This is a genomic window from Komagataeibacter rhaeticus (genome assembly GCF_011611525.1).
GTDB lineage: Bacteria > Pseudomonadota > Alphaproteobacteria > Acetobacterales > Acetobacteraceae > Komagataeibacter > Komagataeibacter rhaeticus.
On sequence record NZ_CP050139.1, the window covers coordinates 3,411,038 to 3,434,043 of the forward strand.

The window sequence follows — 23,006 nt, forward strand, 5'->3', positions numbered from 1 at the left end:
GAGACTACTAATATTAGCTATGAAGCTAAAAATTATGATCTCAGCAGACCATCGCGCGTTATCCGCTTTATAGTGAAGCAGGCGTTGCAAAGACGTGTTCATCTGCCTCCTGGGACTAAACAAACAGTGTATATAGAAACCCGTGGTCAGGTTGTATCTGAATAATTAAAAGATAAAATAATTTCTGGAATTGTGCGTAAAAGCAATGGTATAATAGATTACGACGATATATTCTTTATCGAATAAGAGGTGATTATGGAAAAGACATATGTACATGGGGGATCTGTTGTGAAAGAGCTTGGATTCCCATCTGATCTGGAGTTATTCTTCAGATGTATTAATTTTTTTGTTGCTGATGAATACCGTGACCATGGATTTATTCTAGTATTGGATAATTTATATAGGCGGTACGTACCCTTGACCAAAATCCCGGAACTTAGAGAGGAATTCGATATAATTGAAACGATATTTAAAATAAAAAAAAGCGAAGAAATTGATTGGAGTTCTTTCCCAAATGGAGACATTGAAAAAACCGAATTGGACCCACGGTCAGAAACATTATACACGTTATTTGAGAGATTTTTTATCGGATTTAACGTGGCCATTAATAATGGATTTAGTTTTTATAAAAAATATAATAAAGATAAGCCGATTTTCATTAGTAAGGGTATATTTTCTGCATCTTTCGTTATTGGTCGAGATAGGGACAGCGACAAAATAATAAAAGAAAAATATGATAACTTAACTGGACATCCGTTATGGTGGTAATTTTTAAATTTTTAAAAATACATAATATAAAAATAAAATTATCAATTATGACTTTAAGAACCTGTGCGGATCGCGAAGATAGCCCAAAAGACGAAACGCTCCCCGTCTGACATAACGAACAAGGAATGAAAAAACCACTTCCTAGGGAAAAATGTTACCGCAACACATGAAAGGGAAATTTTCACATTATAAGTAAGTTCTTACCGAAATGGCGCATGATTTATATTCATGAATAATTATATAATAAAATATAACCGGGATTTATTATTTGGAAATGAGAAAATATTCGTCGGTAATTATTTTTTTTCTGGTAGGTTGCCAGCCATCTCCTGACTCCCTACGAAGCCTTGGAAGCGCGCAGGATATGTCATGGTCTACAAAAGAGGGCACGGCAACGGTGACGGGTTCTGCATCCATGCGCGTTTTTTCCCATCAGAGCGTGCCCAACGGTCACGGTGGACTCACTCAGTACGCTGTTGGTAAGGGGCACGAACTGACATGCGCCGGGCATGATGTGCAACTGCTGCCGCAAAGTCCAGCGTCTGATCCTGTTGTGGATAATATGTTCCGTTACGGTGTGATGACCGGGCCCAAAGTTGCTTCTGCTGATGTTGCACCCTTCGTTCGGCATGTCACATGTGGAGCGGATGGACGGTTTACATTCTCTAACCTGCCTATCGGCGTTTGGTACGCGGTTACAGAGATCGGTAGCAAGAATATTGCCGTCAAGGAGATCAGGACCCTGCCTGAACAGACAACGTCAGTTACCCTGCAGCATCGCTGGAATTATCCGCCTTCGTGGCGACACGGACCGTCTCTCTGGTAGGCGGGCCTGACGAGGAAATCCCTCACTCCTTTTCCTGATACTCTTTCTGGCAACCGGTTCAGGCGGGGCAGGGGATCACGCTGGGTTCGGTTGCGGCGAGCACGTCGCAGGACATCGAGCAGCATGATTACAGCCACGGTAAGCGGCCTCAAACGGCCGCTTACCGTGCAGTTCGAACAACAGCAGGTTTTGAATGCTCAAGGCGTCCAGAAATCTGGGGGCTATTCACCTCTATTGTCAGGTATAAGTTATGAAGAAAATATATTTGTTAAGTTTTTTGGCTCTTACTGCATGTGGCGGCCCACGTTTGCCAAAGCAATTCGATGTGAATGAAGTCGCCTGGTCAAAAATCCCTTCATCGTCAAAACTGATTGTACGCGGCTATACAATTAACAGATATGGTAAGGAAAAACGCTGCGATAGCGGGGGGGCAACCTATGCTACCCTATACCCGCAAAGCAGCTATTTTGATCAGTGGTGGAAAATCGAGACGTCTGGATGGCATTTTACGGATACACCCTCAAAGCTGGCACAGTCTTATATGAAGAAGGCTCCCTTGCAGCGTTTCTGTCAGTTTGAATTTGATAATGTTGCTCCAGGAAAATGGTATCTGGAAATGAACATGGGATACTATTCTTTCAGTATGTATGAGACTTATGGGTCTCGTGAAGAAAAGACATTCAAACCCAGATATGGAGACTTAAACGATCACTATGTGCATGTCACAATTATTATAGACACAACAGATGAAATTAAAAAAACAATGATTGTTTATTATCCTCATAAAAAGGGCAGTCCGGTCGAGCAGCTTGAATGGGTTGAGCCTCACAAAGACAAGAAAAAGGATACCAATGGTATGTTCGAGGGGAATTAAAGAGATGATCGTTGATTTTCACTGAGAACTGATGATGTGGGCGGTTCCCTGTGGTCCTGTGAGGATGCTGAGGAGTGGGACTGTCAGGAATTTCGTGTTTGGGCGTTTGATGCGAAAGAAGGAGCAGCTCTACCGGAAGTGTCCTCTTTGTAGTGTATGGACCATTTCTTTGATAGGCAGGTTTGACGTAGAAAGCCGTCGCGCATCGCTACCTCTGATAATGGCATTTATCAGGGGTAGAAGGTGTACTAGACCCAGTTCAGGGGAAGGATTGCACATGCTGTGGGGCGAAGAGCGCGTTGGTATCAGAATCGAATTGGTGCCGAGTTGGGACGATCCACCGAAACCAGATACCGGATACCAAAACGAATTGACTGATCTCGACCATGCCTTGAATGACGTGGAAGTAGATTATAACAGGACAATCCTGTCCCCGCATTCGGCGCAGGGTTTCGATTACGCGCTGGGGGAATATCTCATCCGCTATGTGGCGCCTGCTGCTTTTTCTGCGGTGGCTGGCGCGTTTTGCGCGTGGCTGCAAGCCCGCTCCGGTCGGAAGGTTCGGCTGAAAATCGGTGATATTGAGGCTGAGGCCAATTCCGTCAGAGACGCCGAGCATTTGCTCGTGCAGGCAATGACATTGCAAGCGCAGAAGGTGGACGACGAGGTATAATGTCGCTGAATCACAGCAATTTTGGCTTTGGCGGGGGAAGAGGACACGCATGAGACGGGACATGGAACTGGTGCGGGATATTCTGCTCAGCATTGAGCGGAATGACGATCTCAATGGCACCGGTTGGTACCAGTTCAATGAACCAGGCGAGTTGGGGGTGTCAGAGTGTTCGTATGAACGGTTTGCCTACACCATGAAGCTTTTGGCGGATGCCGGTTTTCTTCAGGCAAAAGACGATATGCGCATGCCGCTGGTGGCTGGCTTGACGTGGGAAGGACATGAATTCCTCGATACGGTGCGGGACCCGGAAATCTGGCGTAAGACAAAGGAACGCGCCAAAGGGGTGGCAAGTGTCGGTATCGGTTTCCTGTGGGAGATCGCCAAGGCCGAAACCCGTTTGAAGTTGGGGCTTCCATGATGCCGCCCTTTTCTCTGGTTATACTGGTGTGTCAGGCGAGTTAATTGCGTTATTTGGAATTCGTTGCCGGGCCGATCGGTCGTCTCAACACCAGGCGGGCTTGCTCCTGCTGTGGCGGTCACCTTGTCCCTGTAAGGGGGAGGTAAACATGCGTGAGACTCTCTCGTCACAGTCAGGTAAGAGTTACACTATGATGTTGTACTCCTCTTCATAAGCCGTAAGGCTTATGAAAGGATACACTATGGGTAATAGTGTGACAGGCCGGGCCTGAAACCGGCAGCCTGCCCCGCGTCAGCGGCGGTTTTCCTGTCCGGGGCGGGTGACATGTGTTACACTTTTCAGGATATCATGCCCAAACGCATCCCGAAGGCCCCTGTCCGGCCGGCTTGCCAGCTCTCGCTGTTTCCCGAAACGGCGGCGCTGGTGCGCGTGGACCCGGCCGTCAACTGCTGGCGCTTCTACCATCTGTCGCTGCAGCCCGACCTGTTCGGCGGCACCGCCTTGGTGCGGCAGTGGGGGCGGATCGGGATGGCCGGCCGACAGGTCTGCGAACTGCATCATGATGCCGGGCAGGCGCTCGACGCTCTCGCCCGCCAGCTCCGGGCCAAGCGCCGACGGGGCTAAAGTGGCGGGTTCAGTTTTGCGATCCCGGTCTACGGGGTGGGGGGCGAGAAGGGCTTCTCGGTCAACGCCTCGGGCGGTGCGCTCGGTGTGAGTGCTGGTTGTAATCTCCCCAAATGTGCTGGTTGAAAATTCCCCAGTTGGGGAATTTTCAACCAGCACATTTGGGGAGATTACAACCAGCACTCACACCTGATACGGCACTCAGGCCGAAAGCAGCGGTCGATGCGGCCAGAATCAGGAGCCAGGGCAGCATTGGTCGAATATCCCGTTCCGGGTCCCTGCACGCCGGGACCATCGCAGGCGGCCACGGCGCGGGAATACGCAGGGCGTCATCGATATCTGGCGAAAGCTCACGCCGATGTCAGCTTACAATGCCCCAATCTTTCCGCCGCATCCGTAACGGGCCACCTGCGGGGGGCGGGTACCTGCCCGCGCGGGCTTACCGATGCCCCGTGGGCAGGTGGATGACGCATTTCAGGCCGGGGCTGTTATCGGACAGGACGATCGTGCCCGCGTGAAGCCGCACGATGGCTTTCACCATGCTCAGCCCAAGCCCGTTCCCGTCATGCGTGCGGCTTGTATCAAGGCGGACGAAGCGGTCGAATACCCGCAGCATCGCCCCGGCCGGGATGCCGGGGCCGTTATCGGCTATCTCTATGTGGATACCGGTACCGGATGCCGTGACGCGGGCCGTAATGGTGGTGTGGCGCGGTGTGTGACGGATGGCGTTCTCGATCAGGTTGGAAAAGGCCTGTCGCAGAAGGACGGGATGCCCCGTAATGGCGGGGCAGGCGGGCATGATGTCGGTTGCCAGATCCTGCCCGTGGTCTTCCATGACGGAGCGGTAGGGTTCAAGAACCGATTCCAGGAGCCGGGCGGGGTCAAGCGGTTCCATCTCGTTGTTCCACGCACCCGACTCAAGCTGCGCCAGCTTGAGCAGCGAGGAAAATATTTCCAGCGCCGCGTCCAGATCCCCGATGGCGGACGCGACCTGCTCGTGCATGGTATCCGAAGGCGCACTGGTCCCGATGGCGCGTTCAAGATTCTGGCGCAGGCGCGCCAGGGGGCGGCGCATGTCGTGCGCGATGTCATTGGAAACCTGTTTCAGGCTGGCAATCAGGAATTCGTTCCGATCGAGCATTGCATTGAGGCTTTCCGAAAGATGGTCAAGTTCATCATCCGTGCCCCGCAGCGGGATGCGGCGCGACATGTCACCGTGCATGATGCTGCGTGCCGTCCGGCTTATGGTCTCGATCCATTTCAGGATCAGGCTGCTCAGGAAAAGGCCGCCCGCCATCCCGATCAGGCCAAATCCCGCGATTTCCCACAGGATCGTTGTCCATAACGCATGCTGCAGATGCGTCAGGGGGGAGGCATCCATGCCAACGAAGTAATAGCCTCCGTCATCCAGAAGATAGCCTATTCCATAAACGATATCCCGGTTTGCCTCCTGTGGCAGGCGATGGGACCACGCCAGCCAGCGTTCGCCGGGTACCGGCCGCAGATGCAGCATGTTGCCCACGACAATGGCCTGTGCGGGGTCCTGAAGCAGATAATGGAAACCGGGTTCATGCGCGATCAGCCCCTGCACGACGGGCATGAGATGCCGGACATCCGCAACGCCGGCATCCGCGAATGTCTCATGGCCCTCGTTCTCCACCTCCCGGCGGATCTGCTGGCGCATGGTCGACTGGCTGTACAGGCCCGACATCACGGTCATGACCATGCCGCCCAGTATGAAAAGACTGGCGAACAGCGTGACGATACGAAACGACGTACTGGCAATAATGCGTCGTGTCGCCATATTCCGGCGTCCGGACATCCTGTGCCAGAACATCATTGGGTCCATCCATTCCGTAGCGGCATTTCCCGCGCCCCGGCCCGAAGCTTACCCGAATGCCCCCCGCGCATTAACCCCCGCTCCCGTATGGCCCTGCTGGAAACCGTTGCCACGCAATGCTTTCCCGATACATGCGGGCAGGGCGCATCCGCTTCCATATTACAGGGCAGGCGCCATATTTACACGCCTGCCGATAATGGAAATGGCATGGCGCCCTGTCTGGATGCCCCGGCACGCATTGTGGATGATGGAACCGATACATTAAAAAGTGCCAATCATCGCCTGTCCGGCCTCATGGATGGGTGTCATGTCATCATGATCCTGATACCCTTGATGGGCAAACCAGTCCCGTCCGGGATGCCAAACCAGTTGATTGGCCTGCATCATGACGCCGGTAACACGCCCCCGCCTGCTTTTGGTTGAAGATGACCCTGCAACCACGGATTACGTGCGGCAGGGACTGCGGGAAAACGGGATTGATGTGGTCTGCGTCGCAGACGGCAATGACGGATCGCGCCAGGCCCTGTCGCAGCCATGGGATATCATCATCCTGGACCGGATGCTGCCCGGCCTGGATGGTCTGGCAATTCTCATGCGCATGCGCTCCCACGCCATTACGACGCCGGTCCTGTTCCTGACAACGATGGACGGCGTACCAAGCCGCGTTGCCGGCTTGCGGCACGGCGCCGATGACTACATGGTCAAGCCGTTTGCGCTACGCGAACTTGTCGCGCGCGTGCAGGTACTGCTCCGTCACGCCTCCCCAGTCCGGCATGCGACAGTCATGACCGTGGCCGATGTGGAACTCAACCTGCTGACGCTTGCGGTGACACGGAACGGGGAAAAGGTTTTCCTGCAACCACAGGAACTGAAACTTCTGGAATATTTCATGCGGAATGCCGGTACGGTGCTGTCGCGGCAGATGCTGCTGAAGGATGTCTGGCATATGGATTTCCCGGTCCGGACAAACATTGTCGAAACGCATGTCTGCCGCCTGCGGGAAAAACTGGGCCAGAGCGGCCAGTCCCTGATCCATACCGTCAGGGGCAGCGGTTATGTCATGGGCGCGTAACCCCCGGGGCACCCGCACCGCAAACAGTCCCGACCCGCCCGCTGCCAACCGCCCATTGCGGGAATGGCATTATCCCGCGGGTCCGTTCCCGTGGGATTTCATGTAATGTCTGTCATGATGCAGGCGGAAGACAAGCCGTATGCATAATAATGAAACGACAGCTTTCACCAGCATGATTACAAGAATTACATTCATGGTACCTGTTCATTCTTCCCATATGTGAAAATATTCAACGCATCACGTCTGCACCCCGAATATCCGGCCAATCGCCGCCGTGACCGCCATGGCCATGATGCCCCAGAAGATGACCCGCACGGCCGGACGCAATGGCGCAGCCCCCCCGGCGCGTGCCCCCACCACGCCCAGCACCGCCAGGCCGATCAGGGATACGGCGCAGACAGCCCATGACACCACGCCAGCCGGTGACAGCATGGCCGCCAGGACGGGTAATATGGCACCGGACGAGAACGCACCGGCCGATGCAAACGCAGCCTGCACCGGACGCGCCGCCGTTGCTTCGGAAATACCCAGTTCATCACGGGCATGGGCACCCAGTGCATCATGTTTCATGAGCTGGAGGGCAACCTTGCGCGCAAGGATGTCGTCCAGGCCACGCTGGCGGTATATCCCGGCCAGTTCGCTGACTTCGGCGTCCCAGCTTGTACCAAGTTCCTTTTTTTCGCGGGCAAGGTCGGCCTTTTCTGAATCCGCCTGCGAACTGACGGATACATATTCCCCCGCCGCCATGGACATGGCCCCGGCAACCAGACTGGAAATTCCGGCCAGCAGGATGCTGCCCCGTGTCGCATGGGCGCTGGCAACGCCAATGATCAGGCTGGAAGTGGACAGGATACCGTCATTCGCCCCCAGCACAGCCGCCCGCAGCCAGCCCAGCCGGGATGTCGCATGGATTTCCACGGGGCGTGACGGTGTACTACTTTCCATATTCATCAGATGCATTCCCTGTAACCAGCATTCTCTGGAAAACATCATCCCGGAGAACGAAGTAATGAAAACACGCCGCCAGCCCGTGACCCGTGGCAAGCACGATGATCAGCCAGCCATTCCACTGGTGCAGTCCGTGCAGCAGGCTGATGGCTGATGCCGAGAACCTGCCGAAAGGCGGCATGAACTGAAGGGACAGGAAACTCATGGCCTGTCCATTGCCCCACCGCCACATGTATCCCAGCACGATTTCCAGCATGACCAGCGCATACAGGCTGTATTCCACGCCGCGCGCCAGCACGGCATCAAGCCAGCGGTCGGCGGCGCGGATATGCCGCCCCCAGCCCAGCCGCCACAGCAGGCGCGCGGGAAACAGAACGCTCAGCACCATGCCCGCGGTCAGATGGGCGACCACCAGCTGATGGTGGAGCGGGTTGTGGAACAGGCCCCATGAATTCGCGGTTGCGAACTGCAGCACGATAATGGCCGCGCACCCCCAGTGGAAGATGACCGTCGGCACGTCATAACGTGTGGGGGGAAGGCTGGCTCTGTATTTCATCGGGGCAATCATGGCATCTAAACATGACGCGAACCTGAACGGGCAGGGATCGCCCCCGTGCGGCCGGCCGGTTATGTGCGCGGGGCGGAAAAAGGAACGGTGCCGGCGCGGCGTCAGGACCGGCAGGCGCGCGGTGCCGTGGCCTGATGAACGCGGCGTGCGGGGCGTGCCCGGCCGCCCCTGCACCGTCACGGAATGACGGGTTTTCCCTGCGCCATCCGGTTCGCCAGGTCGCTCCACAGGCGGGCGGTTGCAAGATTGATGTCCGCCTTGACCGAAAAGGGGGACTGTGTGCGCGAGAAGGGGGACAGGGACATCCGTTCGCCAATGACGAAATGCCCCTGCGAAAACAGCATGACGGACAGCGACCCCTGCTGCCCCTGTCCCGTGGGGCGGGTAACGGCAACGCGCATATGGGGTGGCGGCATGGCAATGGCATGGAACGCGCGCAGTTCGGCATCGCCCGACGGGCAGGTCACGCTTTCCAGTACCGCATCGCGCAGGACGGAATGTGGATACCCGCCATACAGACCATCCACATGCAGGCGGATACCCTGTTCCACCGTCTGGCAGATCCCGTCCGTGTCCGTTTCGGCATGGGCCGCGCAGCCAGATATGCCGGTCATCATGAGGACAGCCAGCCCGTAACGCACTATCGACTTCATTTTATGTGTCCGGCCTCCCGCCGTACGACCCTGTTCATGCCATCGTGCTGATGCGTTTCATGGCCTAACACGCAAACATGACGTGAACCTGAACACCGGGTGGACGGTTATGACCGGACGGTGGTGGCCGCCTTCAGCCGGATACGGGATTGCCCGCAGGCCGCAACGGACGTGAATGCGGTCGTTCCATATACGGATACCCGGTCTGTCTGGCACTACGACAGGCGGGATAAGCTGCTGTGGCAATCAGTATTTTCGTTTCATGAATCAGTAAAAAATAAATCAGTATAAAAATACAATTTTTACCATGTTTTTTATATTTAATTTTTAATAAAAACATCATGTTGTGAAAAGAAAAACAGGTGTATAATATCTTCCCGGATTAGGACCCGTTTTTTACGATAATAATATGAGAATCATTTGCGACCGCGCAGGCTGACATCATGCAGGATTCCGGCTGTTTCCGGTACCGGACTGCCCTGGCGCGCCTGCGGGGGAATTCTTGTCTGGGGCCTTGGCGGTTTCATGTCCGTTCCGGGCCATGCCCAGACCATTCCAGTTGCCGCGCGTGATGTATGGCAGGCGGATGAAATCCCTGCCAGCGAGAGCCAGGATACCCCGTCCGCCGCTGGTGGCAGCCTGCTGGGCGACATGGGGGGACTGCGCCCGTGGCTGGCGCGTTACGGCATGACGCTGGGCATTCAGGATGTCAATGAACTGTGGGGCAATGCCACGGGCGGGATCGCCAGCACCAGTGGCGACGGCAGGGGAGCGGGCACGGGCGCGTCCTATATTGGCGTTACCATGCCCGACCTGACGGCGGATCTGGAAAAACTCATGGGGCTTGTGGGCGGGACGTTCAATGTCAGTGCCCTGCAGATCCGCGGGCGCGCCATTACCCAGGACCATCTGGCCGATTTCAACCCCATCAGCGGGTTTGAGGCCGATCGGTCAACCCGTCTGTTCGAACTGTGGTACCAGCAGTCTTTCCTGAAGGACACACTGGACATCAAGATCGGCCAGCAGGATCTTGATACGGAATTCCTGATCAGTGACTACGCATCCCAGTATCTCAATGCCAGTTTCGGGTGGCCCATGGGTCCTTCGGCCAATCTTTATGCCGGTGGTCCCTCATGGCCCCTTGCCGCGCCCGCAATCCGGCTGCGCTATCGGCCCGGCGGAAACTATACCGTCATGTTCGCGGCTTCCGATGACAATCCGTCAGGCAACCGGGACAGCAACGTCTTTGGCGTGACCTCAAACCCGGCGGACCCCACAAGCCAGACGATGAACGATGGCAGCGGCACGCAGTTCAACATGGGAACCGGCGCCCTTCTGATCACCGAGATCCAGTACGCCCTCAACCCCCGGTCCGGTGACCGCCCGGGTGCGGTCCGCCATGCGGGGCTGCCGGGTGTCTATAAACTTGGGGGATATTACGACACCGCCCGCTTCCCGGACTATCGGTATAACATGCAGGGGCAGTCCCTTGGCGCATATGGCGGCACGCCACGCTGGGACCGGGGGAACTGGCTGATCTACGGGATAGTCGACCAGCTAATCTGGCGCCCGTCACCCGAAGGGGCGCGCGCACTGGGAGTATTCGTTCGGGCAACCGGGAATAGCGGGGACCGCAATATCATAAGCTTTGCCATTGATGCCGGGCTGAACCTGAAGGCGCCCTTTGCGGGCAGGACAAACGATACACTTGGCCTGGGCTGGGGCATCGGCCGTGCCACGTCGGGCGTACGCGCCTATGACCGCGCGCGCGGGGCGCTGGTGCAGGGAAATGAAAACCATTTTGAACTGACCTATCAGGCCCAGGTCACGCCATGGATGGTCCTGCAGCCCGATTTCCAGTACGTGCTGGATCCCTCGGGCGGTCTGGGCAACCCGTCCCGCCCGATGCGCCGCATTGGTAATGAAGCCGTATTCGGACTGCATACCAATGTGAATTTCTAGCTGTCCGGGCAATGCGCCGGGCCGGCCGCATCTTTCCACGCAGGCCCGCAGGCAGGCAGGGTGGTCAGAATGTCACGCTACCGTGCAATCCGAAGATGGCTTCGTCATGCACGCGCCGCCCCCTGTCATCAAGCACGCCCCCGCTGGGTGACACGATGCCCTGGATGTCGGGCTGGAGCATGAACCATGGCGTGACCTGGGCCTGATAGGTCAGTTCCAGGTGATACTCGTTACCCTGCGCGGGCAGGCCGGACCGCCGGTCCGCCGCGGCAAGGCAGGGACTGGCCGCGCCCAGTCCCGCCCCAAGCCCCAGTACGTCGCCACGGCGGTGAAACGGTGCGCTAAGGGCAATCCCCCCATCCACGGCATACACGATCTGGTTGCGGTCGGTATCTGCCGTCCAGTTCCCGCGGATGAAGGCATCCAGCGTCGTTATCCGTCCGAAATGCCGGAGCGTCTGGTCCACGATGCCGTAGACGGCCCAGTTGGTTTTATGGCTTTTCGCAAAGTCGGACTGATCGGGAAAACGCCCGGTGTCAAAGTAACCGCCAAGTTTGTATGTGCCCTGTCTGCCGGATATGTCCCTGCGGTACTGGACTTCGCCAAAGAAAAGCGCGCCGGTGCTGAAACTGAACCGCGTGCCGCCCGGGTCGCGGTTCTGGTTCCACGGGTCCCTCACGTTGATGAAGGGGCCGCCAACAGGATTGTCATCGGCCGCCGCGAACAGGAAATTCCATCGTGGGGACAGGGTATAGCGTAACCGTATCGCGGGCGTGGTCACGGGGGAGACCGGCCCCTGGTCATACAGGTCATTATCGGGCATGATGGGCCAGGAAAAGGACGCATTGAGGAAGGTCAGCCCGACACTGCTGACCATGAAATCATGCCCGAGATCCAGCTTGCCGATCCGTAGCGCCAGCCGTTCCCGCAGGAACTTCTGGCTGTACCACAGTTCATACAGCCGCCCGTTATCATCGGCCTCGATATTCGATGTCTGGTTGAAAACATACAGGGGCGCATTACTGAACGGGCGCCCGCGGATTTCCATGGCGCTGATGTCGAATGTTCCCAGCGCCAGGCCGGTCAGGGCGTGCAGGTCCGTCACCATTTCAACCGCCGTGGAGCCTATGTAGTTCTCCGATGCCTGCGCGCCCCCCACGGGGTTGGCCCATAACTCGTCGGTGTCCGATATACGGATGTCAATTCCCTGCGCCAGCAGCCAGTTCCGCATGCCCCCCCAGTCACCGGACAGACGGGTGCGCGGGTCAATATGATCAGGAACGCTCTGCCGTGGCGTCACACCTGCGCTTGGCACGCTGACGGGTACCGTCTGGGCATATGCAGGGGAGAGCACTGCCAGGAAAACAACCATAAGCAACCATGCATGATAATGATTGTCATATCCAGCATACCTCATCTGAACAATATAGCATCATGAAGTAGAATTTAAAATAAACTGTTCATTGCATTATCCTTTTCATTAATTCAAAATATATTTTCATAAGGTGTACGGCTTCATTGTGCCGGAATTTATATGAAATGCGTCTTAATGCGGAATACATGCCAGAGTTTTTATTGTACATTGCGTACACTCCCTCATCCATCCTTGACAGGGTTCAGACCGGCACGGGTTCCGCCCTGACCGGACGCATGACAGGGGGCACCTGCCAGCGCCCCTGGTCCACGTCCCTGATCTCCCGGTCAATCTCACCGATAACCTGTCGTGAAAATGGGCCAAGATGCAGGTAGAGCGCGCTGATCATGACTACGTAAGGCAGCGCCTTCGGGTTATGCAGGGCGCAATCCAGCAACATCCTCCAGAACTGCCCGGCCGTACCCGGCCCCGCGCGATGAATGCGCAGGAGAAGCCGGACAAAACCGCGCAGGTCCCCCTTTACCATCCGGTGGGCGCGCGTGCGCCCAAGCAGCCGGCCCAGCCGGCGCACCCGACCGAAATAGGCGGCCGGGTCATAGATCGCCCCGAGAACCGTCCTGTAGTCGTCCAGTACGTCACGGCGTGGCCGCCTTGTCTCGAAATTCAGCCCGGCGGTGCACTGGTCCCCCGACCGGGTCTGTTCACTGCCGGAAAAAAGCCGGCCTTCGGCCAGCAGGCGACGCGTCAGCTGGGTCGTGGGCAGGGCATAGAGCAGGCCGACCATGCAGACCGGGATCGGCGTGTCCTCGATACAGTCGATCATGCCTTTGGCCACGCTGCCCTTTTCGCTGTCAAATCCCACGATGAAACCGGCATTGACGAAAATCCCGGCCCGGTGGATCGTCTCGATGCTCTGTTGCAGGCTGCGCCGTGTATTCTGCTTTTTCTGCATGAGCACGAGGGAGTCTGTATCCGGGCTTTCGATACCCACGAATATGGCGAAGAAATTGGTCTGTGACAGGCTGCGCAGCAGGTCGGGATCATCGGCGAGGTTGATCGATGCCTCGGTCGAGAATTCGAAGGGAAATTTCTTCTCCTCCTGCCAGCGTTTCAGGTCGGGCAGGAATTTTTTCAGTGCCTTCTTGTTGCCGATCAGGTTGTCATCCACAAAATCCACATGCCCGCGATATCCCAGCGCGTACAGGGCATCGAGTTCGGCCATGACCTGTGCATTGGTCTTGGTGCGGGGCACCCGGCCATACAGTTCGATGATGTCGCAGAACTCGCAACTGAACGGGCATCCGCGTGAAAACTGGATACCGACATGCAGGTACTGGTCCAGCTTCAGCAGGTCGAAGCGGGGCAGGGGACTTTTCGTGACATCCGTCTTGCCCATCGGTGCTTCAAACACGCCCCGCCTGGCCCCGCCGCGCCAGGCGGCGATGAAATCATCCATGATGCCTTCGGCCTCGCCCAGTACCTGAAAATCCGCGGTGCTGTAGAGGGACGGGCTGGATGTGACATCGGGGCCGCCAACCACAACCGGCCTGCCACGGGCGCGGCATGTTTCGATAATATGCAGGGTATCATTGCGTTGCGGCAGCATCCCGCCGGTCATCACGATATCGGCCCAGGCGAGATCGGCATCATCCAGTGTTTCGGTATTGCGGTTGACCAGCCTGATTTCCCAGTTTTCTGGCAGCAGGGCCGCCACGGTAATCAGGCCAAGCGGGGCAGCCGGATAGCGCGCGCCAGTCAGATCGCAGGCTTCCGTATAATTCCAGAACGAGTTTGCGTTAAAGAGCGGAAAGACCATCAGCACCCTGCACATGTCGGTCATCGTGCGGGAGCCTGCTTTCCCGGGGTGTGGCCCTGATCGGGGCGGATGCCGGCCGGTCCATTTCCACAGACCATGCGCCCGCGCAGGACGCCGCTTGACGGGAAGGGTGACATGGGGGGGACCCCTTTCGTAGTGGTATCGATCGCGTAAGCGGGAATGACATCCGTGGCGGCCGGTATCGCGCCGCAGGCAGATGGCGGGGCGGATCTGGCAGGGCGGGCCATCATTCTTCGGGCAGGCGGCCCCGGTTATCCCGCAAGGGCAGGGAAAGGGCGCGGGTTACAGGGCGCAACCGGAATGCGGCGCGTACCCGCGCACCGGCCGGGTGCGGGCACGCAGGTACACTGCCATGCGCCGGTGCCCGCCATGCGGGCCCGGCCTGTACTGCATGGCCGGAGGGATGTTACTGTTTATGGCGCTTTTCAATGGGGGACATTCCATAACGCTACGCTTGCAACAAAGTATTTCTTTTTGTTTTTTACAAGCGCGCCGATAAAGCGACAAGATGATTGCATGAAGATTGGGATTTATTAATCCAGATCGCAGGGGCGGGAGGACCGGCCCCACCGCCCCTTCCGCTTCACGGTGCCTGAGAGGGGTCATGTGCCGGGCGCCGCTCGCTGTAACGATCCACAAGGTAGCTGGCCCTGTCACGCAGAAGCCATGTGAACTTCATCAGTTCCTCCATGACATCCACCATCCGGTCATAGAGTGGTGAGGGCTTCATCCGGTCATCGTCGCCAAACTGCGTATAGGCCATCGGCACGCTGGACTGGTTGGGTATGGTGAACATCCGCATCCACCGGCCCAGAACGCGCAGGGCATTGACGGAATTGAAACTCTGCGAGCCGCCCGAGACCTGCATGACCGCCAGCGTACGCCCCTGTGTCGGGCGGATCGCCCCCTGCGATAAGGGAAGCCAGTCGATCTGGTTCTTGAATACCGCCGTCATGTTGCCATGCCGTTCGGGGCTGCACCAGACCTGGCCTTCGGACCAGATCGACAGGTCCCGCAGTTCCTGCACCTTCGGATGCGTGGCGGGCACGGAATCCGCCACCGGCAGGCCGGTCGGGTCGAATACCCGCGTCTCGGCCCCCAGCATTTTCAGGATGCGTTCCGCCTCCAGCACCAGCAGGCGGCTGAAGGAGCGGGGCCGCAACGAACCGTATAGCAGCAGGATACGGGGCGGATGGTCAGAACGTGGCAATGCGTCCAGCCGTGCGGGATCGATCGCTTCGAGATACCCCAGGTGCAGGGCGGGCATTTCGGGTCTGGACATGGGTCCGTCTGGTCCTTCGGTCGTGTCAGGAATGGGGGCAGGGGCGTGTGCCGCACGCAGGGGAACGGGCGGGGCGCGCTTCCCGCCCTGGCGCCGTACGGGCCTATCCGGCGCCTGTCTCCCCGCCCGGACAGCAGGAACCCAGATGTGCGACAAGGGGCGCGCAGAGTTCGGGACTGCCCGCGCAGCAATCCCTGACAAGAAAGAGCATCAGGTCCCGCAGCCGGGCCAGGCTGGCGCGATAGACAATCAGGCGGCCACGGCGTTGTGACGCCAGCAGGCCGGCGCGGGTCAGGGTGGCAAGATGGGCGGAAATGGTGTTCTGCGGAACGTCAAGATGCCGCGCGACATCACCGGCAGGCAGCCCGTCGGGTTCATGGCGCACCAGCAGGCGGAAGATTGCCAGCCGCGTGGACTGTGACAGGGCGCTGAGCGCGGCAAGGGCCGATTCCGTATCCATATATCCTTGATTATGGATATATTAGGCCATGTCAATCCTGGCCATTGCATGGTCCATGCCGCAGGGTTTCCCACGTTCACACAAAAGCCATGAGGGCCTGCGTTCCTTATGTGCATGATTATGGAGGCAACATGACAAGACGATTTCCGGCCGCCATCCTGTCGGCCTGCCTGATCACGGCCAGCACGGCGGCATCCGCCGACCCGCCATGGGCGCGCGGGGAACAGGGTCATCATGGCGGGGAACGCGGCCATGGCCACATGCGGGACTGGCGGAAAGGGGAGTATTATTCCCGTTGGCGGGAGCAGCGGTGGCGGGTCCAGGACTGGCGCCGCTACCGTGGTCTGTGGGCGCCCCCATCCGGCTGTTACTGGATGCAGTCCGGGGGGCAGTACCTGCTGGTGGTGGCGGCAACCGGACTGATCGCGGGCGTGGTCGCCGCCACGGCCGGGGCGGTGCCCGCCGTTCCGGTGGCGCCTGCCTACCCGGCACCAGCCTATCCGGCCGTACCGGTCTACCCGGGGCAGCCAGCCTATCCTCCACCCTACTGAATGCGCCATTGATCGCAACGCCACTACCAACCGGCAATGCCCGCCCGCCAATCCGGGTCGGTCCGGAACCATGGCGGTGCCGGGTGATGCAGGGGCGGGTTCCCACGCTGCGGCAATCCGCCCGTAACAGGGCACGGGTTGCGGCCCGATCGTACCTTCCCCCCGGGTGGTGACATCTGGGACGGGGCGGCGGGGGTTCTGATGTTTCCATATGTCGAAAAATGAAGATATATGGAAAAGTCCTGTGCCCGGATGGCGATGTGGCCGGTGCCTGCGCGCGAACAGGCAGGACCAGCCGTTCAGGAGGGCAAATGAGTGACGCGACCTATCCCCCCATGGCCGGGACATCGGGGCTGGCGGTGCAGGCATTGCGCTGTGCCCATGGCGGCCCGTTTACCTTCGTGGTCCCGAGGGGCGGATGCGTGGCGGTTACCGGGCCATCGGGAAGCGGGAAAACGGTGCTGCTGCGCATGATCGCGGATCTTGACCCGCATGAAGGCGTGGCGCGGATTGACGGGCTGGCCTGTCCGGCCATGCCCGCGCCGCAGTGGCGCCGTCTGGTGCAGTATGTCCCGGCGGAACCCGCGTGGTGGTCCGATGCCGTACTGGACCATATGGCGGATACGGATACGGTACGCGATCTGGTCGGGCGGCTGGGCCTTCGGGCGGACTGCCTGCACAGGCCACTGTCACGCCTGTCCACGGGCGAACGCCAGCGGCTGGCGCTGATCCGGTCACTGCTGCTGCACCCCCGTGCCCTGCTGCTGGATGAACCCTGTTCCGCACTGGACGCCGCCACGACGGACAGGGTTGAGGCCGTCCTGCACGCGGTACGGGAACAGGGTACGGCCATTGTCCTGGTTTCCCACGACATGCAGCAGGCTGGGCGCATGGCCGCAGGGCGGTTCCAGATGGCGCAGGGACACATGGAAGAAATCGCGCCATGAGCCCCATCGTGCTGACGACAGGGGACATGCTGCTTGCCGTTGCCCTGATTGCCGCCGGCGCAGCCCTGTCGTTCCTGCTGTCGCTGGGGGTGCAGCGGACGCTGCTGGTCTGTGCCGTGCGCATGGCGGTACAGCTTGCCCTGGTTGGCAGCGTGCTTCTGTTCGTGTTTGGCCATGCGTCCGTGTGGCTGACCGTCGGGCTGCTGGCATTCATGTTCGCCGCCGCCACCTGGGAAGCCGGGTCGCGCCAGCAGGTCCGCCTTGCGCCGGGCTGGCATTTCGGGATTGCGGGCATCGCCACGGTGGCCGGGACGGTTGTCGTGGCACTGGTCGGGCTGCTGACCGCGCTCCAGCCCCATCCGTGGTATGTGGCCCGTACGGCGGTTCCGCTGACCGGCCTGCTGCTGGGCAATGTCATGAATGCAACCAGCCTGTCGATGAACACGCTCCTGTCCACCATCATGCGTGAACGCCTGGCGATCGAGGCGCGGATCATTCTGGGGGCAACCCGGGCGCAGGCCATGAATGGCATGATCCGTCAGGCAATCCGGACGGCCCTGCTGCCCACGCTGAACCAGATGGCGGCTGCCGGGATCATCACCATGCCCGGCATCATGACAGGGCAGATCCTGGCGGGCATGAACCCGCTGGCGGCATCCAGATACCAGATCCTGCTGATGTCGCTGATCGTCAGTGGCAACCTGATCGGCGCGACATCCGCAGCCTGCCTGACAGCCTGGCGCCTGACGGACAGCCGGGGGCGGCTGCGGCTGGAACGGCTGCGCGCCCGATCCGCAAAGGGCTGAGGCGGGGGCACCGGACCATCATGCCGGTTGCGCCATCACGGTGAATGCGGAATGTGAACCGCAACGCACATCCGGATCAGTCGGTGGCCGGGCGGCACCGCATCCATGCCACCGCGCGGGCCTGCGCGCACCGGCGGGTATCGCACCCGTGACCTGGCGGATGGCCCGGTCTTGCACCATGGATGCAACAACCTGAATACCAGCAGGAAGATACTTTATCGCGCGTATATTTTATTGCCTGTACATTATGTATAATAATTCTTAATATCATAAATAGAGTACAAAGATACCGATTGAAAATTTTCCCGATGATTGCACCCTGTCCTGAAACTTAACGGACATGCCTACGTTTTTACAGACGCCCGTCATGTAACGTGGCCACATTCTTGAAAATTCATGCCCGCTTTCGAACAGGAAGTCGTACCATGCCATTCTTTTTCACAAGATGGGATGCCACGCATGAGGGCGCCCATGCGCCACATGCGTGCAAACCGGACCTTTACCGTGAAAGCGGCATTTTTTTATTTATGGATTACGCGCAAAGCGAAGCGGTTTTTATCTTTTATTATAAAATACAGGAAAATCATTCAGGCACACCCATCCCCAATGGCAATGGACATCTCGCCATGCCGGCGGCAGTCAGGTGCTTCCCTGAATACAGTTCATATTTACCAATGGCCCCGTAAAACATGATGAAATCATGAATAATGACTTGATGTATATTTCATAGATCAGGCCGGGAACGAAGCATCCCGCCATGAATCCGTCCATGGGGTTTTGTACGCTATGCTGTCCCAGAAAGCATCCAGCCTTGCGGTCATTGATGAAGACATCCGGCATCAGGCCACACGGCGCATCCATCACCTGTTTGTTCGTCAGGCCCGCCTCCGGCCCGAGGGCGTGGCGCTCATCCATAAGGGGGACAGGTGGTGTTACCGCGATCTGGAAGAACGCTCCAATCAGCTGGCCCGGCATTTACGCGGTCGCGGCGTATGTGCGGGAACACTGGTGGCCATATGCCTGGAGCGCTCGCCTGAACTGGTCGTGACCATCCTGGCCATCATGAAGGCGGGCGGGGCCTATGTTCCGCTGGACCCCGCCTATCCCGCCGGGCGCATCGAAATGATGCTTGCGGACTGCCTGCCCGCCCTTGTGGTGACGCAGTCCGCCCTGCCGCATGTGCCCGGATTTTCCGGCTCGCGCCTAGCCCTGGATATCGAGGCGGGGATGATTGGCGCATGGAGCACGGCGCCCCTTGATGAAGGGGCCAACACCGTTGATCTGGCCTGTATTTTCTATACATCCGGCTCAACCGGCCGCCCGAAGGGTGTCGTACTGCGTCATACCGCGGGCGCGGTGATCGAAAGCCTGGCGGAAACGTTCCTGCCAGGGGACCTGGCATGTGGCGCGGCAACGACCTCGGTCTGCTTTGATCCCTCACTGCTGGAAATCTTCCTGCCCCTGAGTACCGGCGGAACCGTCCTGCTGAAGCGTGACCTGCTTGAACCTTTTTCCCCGGCTGAAAACCCGACCTGGCTGAATGGCGTTCCCTCCGCCCTTGCCCTGCTGGCCCGGGCGCGCCGCATCCCGGATTCCGTCCGCGTCATCAGCGTGGGGGGTGAAAAGCTGACAGCGGCACTGGCGCGGGAAATTTACGCCAGCTCATCCGTGCGGGCGGTCAGGAATCATTATGGTCCGACCGAAACGACCATCTGCGCCACCATCGCCCATGTGCCGCGCGATATTCACCTTGATCCCCCCATCGGGCGGTCCATAGCAGGGGCAAGGCTATACATACTGGATGAAAACGGGCGTGCGGTCACATCCGGTGAAACAGGGGAGCTGTTCATAGGTGGCCCGTTACTTGCCGTTGAATACCTGAACCAGCCCGCCCTGACGGCTGAACGTTTTGTGCCGGACCCATTCGTGCCGGGCGAAAGGATGTACCGTACCGGCGATATCGTGCGGCAAATGGATGATGGCAACCTGCTTTTCGTGGGCCGGTGTGGACGGCTGGTAAAATTCCGCGGGTTCCGGATCGAGCTTGACGAAGTGGAATCCACGCTGGCCCGTCTTCCCGGTATCCGTTCGGCAGCGGTCATTGCAATCGAGCATGAACACAAGACCGAACATCTCGCGGCCTTTGTGGTATCGGACCGGCCCATGACGCTGGCGGATGCAAGACGGGCACTGCGCACGATGCTGCCCGCCTACATGCTGCCGACCCGCCTGACGGTGCTGGACAGCCTGCCCCTGACCCCGGTGGGCAAGATCGATCGCATCGCACTGGGTGCGATGGACGTGGTGGGAACGCAGGACATGGCACGCTCCGATACCGCCCTGCGCCCGGTGGAAGAAGTCATTGTCGGCGTGTTCCGCGATATCCTTCGCCAACCCCTGCTGAACCAGCATGATGATTTTTTTGATCATGGCGGGGACTCCCTGCTGGCGGAACAGGCCGCCACGCAGCTGGAGGAACTGCTGGGCCATGCCGTTCCGGCCGCGCTGCTGTATCACGGGCGCAATGCCGGAGCACTCGCGCCGATCGTGCAGCGCCAGGACAGGCGCCCGGCCCATGTCATGGCGCTTCAGGCGGGCGGGGGGGGCGTTCCCATATTCTGCCTTCCCGACATTTTTGGCAGGCCCCTCAGTTTCCTGACCTTCGCCCGATATTTTCGGGATGAACGCCCGGTTTACGGACTGGCGGCCGGCCCGCTGGAAGCCGACCTGATCAGGCGGCCCGTGCTTGGGGAACTGACATCCGCCTATGTAACCGAAATACGGAAAATACAGCCAGCCGGTCCCTATGTCCTGATGGGATATTCCGCAGGGGCGATTCCGGCGGTCGACCTGGCCTGCGCGCTGGAAAACAGCGGCTGCGCGGTTACATTGATCCTGGTTGATCCCCGCGCACGGCACATTGCCGTGGATATCCGGGACTGGCTGCGTCGTTACAGGCAGGCGGCCTGTACATGTATCCGGTCAGGATACCGGCAGGCCCGGAACGGATACCGGCAGCGGGAACTGCCGGACTGGATACCTGAAGCCTATCGTGAACTGGCCGTAGCCCTTGCCCGGGCAGAGACCGACTGGATACCCCGCGCGTTCGGTGGCCGTACGGTCATTGCGTTCTGCCGGCCCCGCTCACGCCTGACCGGTGCGCTCCTGTACTTCCGCACCACCATCCTGAGGCGTGCCCCGTATGGCTGGAACCGGGTGCTGAAAGGGAAAACCGTAACAGAAATATTCGATGTCGGTCATTACGACATCATGCGTGATCCGTTCATCCAGAACCTGATCCGGATGGTCAGGTTACATATTGCATAAGGCCGGAACAGGTCAGGTCGCGCCGTTTTATTTCATGAAAATGCAATGGCGCATGAAAACAATAAAACAAAGGACCGGAACCATGAAGTACGAGCATATCTTCCTTCCCATGCCCAGGCACCTTCTGCAGGCGGACATATCGGTTGACCATGAATTCGGCCCCTGCCTTTTCAGGTACGCGGGCATGATGTCGGGCCATGCCGGGGACGGTGGAACAGACGCCTTCCCGGCCCATGATCCCGTCATGACCTGCGGGCCATATGCACTGGATCTGCACGACTACAGGATTCCCGATACCCAGCGTAAAGCCGACCATGCAATGTTTGACCGGTATTTTGGCATTGCGCGCGTTAACATGGATGTCAGTTCCGTTGATATGCTTGGCGCTTCATGCATTGTTGTCATGTCGGCCTTCATGGCCGTCAAACAGGCTGAATGGTCATATAATCCAGAACAGTCACGCTCCATCATCCACGGTATCCGTACCGTTCTGGAATGGGTCCTGCTACACCATGGGCCCGATCCGGGCCTACATGGTCACGATACATTCCACCACGCGCGTGCCGCATCCCCGCTGGCCCCGGATTCACAGGGGAATGATGCCGCGCCCGCCCGTATTCTCAACCGATGGAAAGTCGGGCATCAGATTTTTTTTATCCTCATCCAGGGGATCCTTCTCTGTTCGCGCATGATTTCCACCGTATCGGACCCCGGAAAAGTGGATACCCTCATACAGGGCCTGCGGGATGTCCTGATCGCATCGCGCTCTGCCATGGAACTTGCGGGGGATATGCTGCCCGCCGATTATGTTTCCATCGTGCGCCCCCATATGTCACGGATGTCACCGTCGTTCAGTGGGCTGTTTCTTGAAGACCATGCCGTCATGCTGGTCGAGTTCAGGAAAATAAACCAGAAAATTGGCGCGGACAGCCGAAGCGCGCTGGTCGGCATCATATCAGAACTGTACGAAGCCCATGCGGGTGTGTGTGAACATGTAACGGGCAAGGACAGGCAAAGCCTGATGTCCGCCCGGCACAAAAGCGCAGGCCTGTCCGCGTCGCAGGACCTGCGTACCAAATGGCTGAAGCGCGCGATATCAAGATTTGAATCTCCTGACCAACCTGCCTCCTGTCCCTTTTAACGGGACACCTTATGTCGGGTTTGGGCTGACACATTAATAAATATACGTGGCGCC

22 protein-coding genes are annotated in these 23,006 nt (G+C 58.5%); 13 read left to right on the forward strand and 9 right to left on the reverse strand.

Annotated features, from left to right (window positions below):
* Positions 1 to 255 precede the first annotated feature (255 nt).
* The 5 genes from GWK63_RS15770 to GWK63_RS15790 all read left to right on the forward strand — a co-directional run bounded on the left by GWK63_RS15770 (position 256) and on the right by GWK63_RS15790 (position 4,183).
* Positions 256 to 768: a hypothetical protein gene (locus GWK63_RS15770; protein WP_139064277.1), complete on the forward strand. Its 513-nt coding sequence runs from the start codon at positions 256 to 258 to the stop codon at positions 766 to 768.
* 1,076 nt (positions 769 to 1,844) lie between these two features.
* Complete coding sequence (locus GWK63_RS15775) at positions 1,845 to 2,468, forward strand: hypothetical protein (RefSeq protein WP_139064278.1); 624 nt, start codon at positions 1,845 to 1,847, stop codon at positions 2,466 to 2,468.
* A gap of 277 nt (positions 2,469 to 2,745) precedes the next feature.
* Complete coding sequence (locus GWK63_RS15780; protein WP_050800604.1) at positions 2,746 to 3,141, forward strand: hypothetical protein; 396 nt, start codon at positions 2,746 to 2,748, stop codon at positions 3,139 to 3,141.
* 49 nt (positions 3,142 to 3,190) lie between these two features.
* Positions 3,191 to 3,559, forward strand: coding sequence for a DUF2513 domain-containing protein (locus tag GWK63_RS15785; protein WP_039998676.1), 369 nt, complete (start codon positions 3,191 to 3,193; stop codon positions 3,557 to 3,559).
* Positions 3,560 to 3,883: 324 nt separating this feature from the next.
* Positions 3,884 to 4,183 (forward strand): WGR domain-containing protein, encoded by a 300-nt coding sequence (locus GWK63_RS15790; protein ID WP_172459676.1) that lies wholly within the window; start codon positions 3,884 to 3,886, stop codon positions 4,181 to 4,183.
* A gap of 439 nt (positions 4,184 to 4,622) precedes the next feature.
* Here GWK63_RS15790 and GWK63_RS15795 read toward each other — a convergent pair whose 3' ends face one another.
* Entirely contained in the window at positions 4,623 to 6,023 is a 1,401-nt protein-coding gene (locus GWK63_RS15795; RefSeq protein ID WP_099963225.1) for a sensor histidine kinase, read from the reverse strand.
* Between the two features lie 385 nt (positions 6,024 to 6,408).
* On the opposite strand from GWK63_RS15795, the gene GWK63_RS15800 reads away from it, so the two are divergent.
* Entirely contained in the window at positions 6,409 to 7,095 is a 687-nt protein-coding gene (locus GWK63_RS15800; RefSeq protein WP_039998928.1) for a response regulator transcription factor, read from the forward strand.
* A gap of 237 nt (positions 7,096 to 7,332) precedes the next feature.
* Here the strand turns inward: GWK63_RS15800 and GWK63_RS15805 are convergent, their stop codons facing one another.
* The 3 genes from GWK63_RS15805 to GWK63_RS15815 form a co-directional block, all read right to left on the reverse strand.
* Positions 7,333 to 8,040, reverse strand: coding sequence for a VIT1/CCC1 transporter family protein (locus GWK63_RS15805; protein ID WP_039998930.1), 708 nt, complete (start codon positions 8,038 to 8,040; stop codon positions 7,333 to 7,335).
* On the reverse strand, positions 8,030 to 8,599 hold the full coding sequence (locus GWK63_RS15810; RefSeq protein WP_223846579.1) for a cytochrome b: 570 nt from the start codon (positions 8,597 to 8,599) through the stop codon (positions 8,030 to 8,032). The genes GWK63_RS15805 and GWK63_RS15810 overlap by 11 nt, the downstream gene beginning before the upstream one ends.
* A gap of 188 nt (positions 8,600 to 8,787) precedes the next feature.
* A complete protein-coding gene (locus GWK63_RS15815) occupies positions 8,788 to 9,264 on the reverse strand; it encodes a hypothetical protein (protein WP_034932743.1) in 477 nt (158 codons plus the stop codon).
* A gap of 525 nt (positions 9,265 to 9,789) precedes the next feature.
* On the opposite strand from GWK63_RS15815, the gene GWK63_RS15820 reads away from it, so the two are divergent.
* Positions 9,790 to 11,226 (forward strand): carbohydrate porin, encoded by a 1,437-nt coding sequence (locus tag GWK63_RS15820; RefSeq protein ID WP_007398526.1) that lies wholly within the window; start codon positions 9,790 to 9,792, stop codon positions 11,224 to 11,226.
* A 64-nt stretch (positions 11,227 to 11,290) separates the two neighbouring features.
* On the opposite strand, the gene GWK63_RS15825 is transcribed toward GWK63_RS15820, so the two are convergent.
* The 4 genes from GWK63_RS15825 to GWK63_RS15840 all read right to left on the reverse strand — a co-directional run bounded on the left by GWK63_RS15825 (position 11,291) and on the right by GWK63_RS15840 (position 16,180).
* Positions 11,291 to 12,598, reverse strand: coding sequence for a carbohydrate porin (locus GWK63_RS15825; protein ID WP_099963224.1), 1,308 nt, complete (start codon positions 12,596 to 12,598; stop codon positions 11,291 to 11,293).
* 244 nt (positions 12,599 to 12,842) lie between these two features.
* A complete protein-coding gene (locus GWK63_RS15830) occupies positions 12,843 to 14,441 on the reverse strand; it encodes a B12-binding domain-containing radical SAM protein (protein WP_112209957.1) in 1,599 nt (532 codons plus the stop codon).
* Positions 14,442 to 15,021: 580 nt separating this feature from the next.
* Complete coding sequence (arsH, locus tag GWK63_RS15835; RefSeq protein ID WP_007398531.1) at positions 15,022 to 15,720, reverse strand: arsenical resistance protein ArsH; 699 nt, start codon at positions 15,718 to 15,720, stop codon at positions 15,022 to 15,024.
* A 103-nt stretch (positions 15,721 to 15,823) separates the two neighbouring features.
* The gene (locus GWK63_RS15840; protein ID WP_007398532.1) at positions 15,824 to 16,180 is read right to left on the reverse strand and encodes an ArsR/SmtB family transcription factor; all 357 of its coding nucleotides are present in this window, start codon (positions 16,178 to 16,180) and stop codon (positions 15,824 to 15,826) included.
* 131 nt (positions 16,181 to 16,311) lie between these two features.
* On the opposite strand from GWK63_RS15840, the gene GWK63_RS15845 reads away from it, so the two are divergent.
* The 5 genes from GWK63_RS15845 (at position 16,312) to GWK63_RS15865 (ending at position 21,811) form a co-directional block, all read left to right on the forward strand.
* Positions 16,312 to 16,731: an RcnB family protein gene (locus tag GWK63_RS15845; RefSeq protein WP_223846581.1), complete on the forward strand. Its 420-nt coding sequence runs from the start codon at positions 16,312 to 16,314 to the stop codon at positions 16,729 to 16,731.
* Positions 16,732 to 17,042: 311 nt separating this feature from the next.
* Positions 17,043 to 17,678 carry an ABC transporter ATP-binding protein gene (locus GWK63_RS15850; RefSeq protein ID WP_007398535.1) on the forward strand — a complete coding sequence of 212 codons (636 nt, stop codon included), beginning with the start codon at positions 17,043 to 17,045 and terminating at the stop codon, positions 17,676 to 17,678.
* A complete protein-coding gene (locus tag GWK63_RS15855) occupies positions 17,675 to 18,484 on the forward strand; it encodes an ABC transporter permease (RefSeq protein WP_007398536.1) in 810 nt (269 codons plus the stop codon). The genes GWK63_RS15850 and GWK63_RS15855 overlap by 4 nt, the downstream gene beginning before the upstream one ends.
* A 425-nt stretch (positions 18,485 to 18,909) precedes the next feature.
* Complete coding sequence (locus GWK63_RS15860) at positions 18,910 to 19,170, forward strand: hypothetical protein (protein WP_039998935.1); 261 nt, start codon at positions 18,910 to 18,912, stop codon at positions 19,168 to 19,170.
* A gap of 100 nt (positions 19,171 to 19,270) precedes the next feature.
* Positions 19,271 to 21,811: an amino acid adenylation domain-containing protein gene (locus GWK63_RS15865; RefSeq protein ID WP_050800670.1), complete on the forward strand. Its 2,541-nt coding sequence runs from the start codon at positions 19,271 to 19,273 to the stop codon at positions 21,809 to 21,811.
* Here GWK63_RS15865 and GWK63_RS15870 read toward each other — a convergent pair.
* The gene (locus GWK63_RS15870; RefSeq protein WP_146750206.1) at positions 21,792 to 22,127 is read right to left on the reverse strand and encodes a hypothetical protein; all 336 of its coding nucleotides are present in this window, start codon (positions 22,125 to 22,127) and stop codon (positions 21,792 to 21,794) included. The two genes, GWK63_RS15865 and GWK63_RS15870, sit on opposite strands and share 20 nt — an antisense overlap.
* A 402-nt stretch (positions 22,128 to 22,529) precedes the next feature.
* On the opposite strand from GWK63_RS15870, the gene GWK63_RS15875 reads away from it, so the two are divergent.
* The gene (locus tag GWK63_RS15875; RefSeq protein WP_146221284.1) at positions 22,530 to 22,952 is read left to right on the forward strand and encodes a hypothetical protein; all 423 of its coding nucleotides are present in this window, start codon (positions 22,530 to 22,532) and stop codon (positions 22,950 to 22,952) included.
* The last annotated feature ends 54 nt before the right edge of the window (positions 22,953 to 23,006 follow it).

Bases quoted from the DNA above. Each gene is read 5' to 3' on its own strand.
- GWK63_RS15770 (WP_139064277.1), top strand. From the start codon at position 256: ATGGAAAAGACATATGTACATGGGGGATCTGTTGTGAAAGAGCTTGGA.
- GWK63_RS15775 (WP_139064278.1), top strand. From the start codon at position 1,845: ATGAAGAAAATATATTTGTTAAGTTTTTTGGCTCTTACTGCATGTGGC.
- GWK63_RS15780 (WP_050800604.1), top strand. From the start codon at position 2,746: ATGCTGTGGGGCGAAGAGCGCGTTGGTATCAGAATCGAATTGGTGCCG.
- GWK63_RS15785 (WP_039998676.1), top strand. From the start codon at position 3,191: ATGAGACGGGACATGGAACTGGTGCGGGATATTCTGCTCAGCATTGAG.
- GWK63_RS15790 (WP_172459676.1), top strand. From the start codon at position 3,884: ATGTGTTACACTTTTCAGGATATCATGCCCAAACGCATCCCGAAGGCC.
- GWK63_RS15795 (WP_099963225.1), bottom strand. From the start codon at position 6,023: ATGATGTTCTGGCACAGGATGTCCGGACGCCGGAATATGGCGACACGA.
- GWK63_RS15800 (WP_039998928.1), top strand. From the start codon at position 6,409: ATGACGCCGGTAACACGCCCCCGCCTGCTTTTGGTTGAAGATGACCCT.
- GWK63_RS15805 (WP_039998930.1), bottom strand. From the start codon at position 8,040: ATGGAAAGTAGTACACCGTCACGCCCCGTGGAAATCCATGCGACATCC.
- GWK63_RS15810 (WP_223846579.1), bottom strand. From the start codon at position 8,599: ATGAAATACAGAGCCAGCCTTCCCCCCACACGTTATGACGTGCCGACG.
- GWK63_RS15815 (WP_034932743.1), bottom strand. From the start codon at position 9,264: ATGAAGTCGATAGTGCGTTACGGGCTGGCTGTCCTCATGATGACCGGC.
- GWK63_RS15820 (WP_007398526.1), top strand. From the start codon at position 9,790: ATGTCCGTTCCGGGCCATGCCCAGACCATTCCAGTTGCCGCGCGTGAT.
- GWK63_RS15825 (WP_099963224.1), bottom strand. From the start codon at position 12,598: ATGGTTGTTTTCCTGGCAGTGCTCTCCCCTGCATATGCCCAGACGGTA.
- GWK63_RS15830 (WP_112209957.1), bottom strand. From the start codon at position 14,441: ATGACCGACATGTGCAGGGTGCTGATGGTCTTTCCGCTCTTTAACGCA.
- arsH (WP_007398531.1), bottom strand. From the start codon at position 15,720: ATGTCCAGACCCGAAATGCCCGCCCTGCACCTGGGGTATCTCGAAGCG.
- GWK63_RS15840 (WP_007398532.1), bottom strand. From the start codon at position 16,180: ATGGATACGGAATCGGCCCTTGCCGCGCTCAGCGCCCTGTCACAGTCC.
- GWK63_RS15845 (WP_223846581.1), top strand. From the start codon at position 16,312: ATGACAAGACGATTTCCGGCCGCCATCCTGTCGGCCTGCCTGATCACG.
- GWK63_RS15850 (WP_007398535.1), top strand. From the start codon at position 17,043: ATGAGTGACGCGACCTATCCCCCCATGGCCGGGACATCGGGGCTGGCG.
- GWK63_RS15855 (WP_007398536.1), top strand. From the start codon at position 17,675: ATGAGCCCCATCGTGCTGACGACAGGGGACATGCTGCTTGCCGTTGCC.
- GWK63_RS15860 (WP_039998935.1), top strand. From the start codon at position 18,910: ATGCCATTCTTTTTCACAAGATGGGATGCCACGCATGAGGGCGCCCAT.
- GWK63_RS15865 (WP_050800670.1), top strand. From the start codon at position 19,271: ATGCTGTCCCAGAAAGCATCCAGCCTTGCGGTCATTGATGAAGACATC.
- GWK63_RS15870 (WP_146750206.1), bottom strand. From the start codon at position 22,127: ATGGTCGGCTTTACGCTGGGTATCGGGAATCCTGTAGTCGTGCAGATC.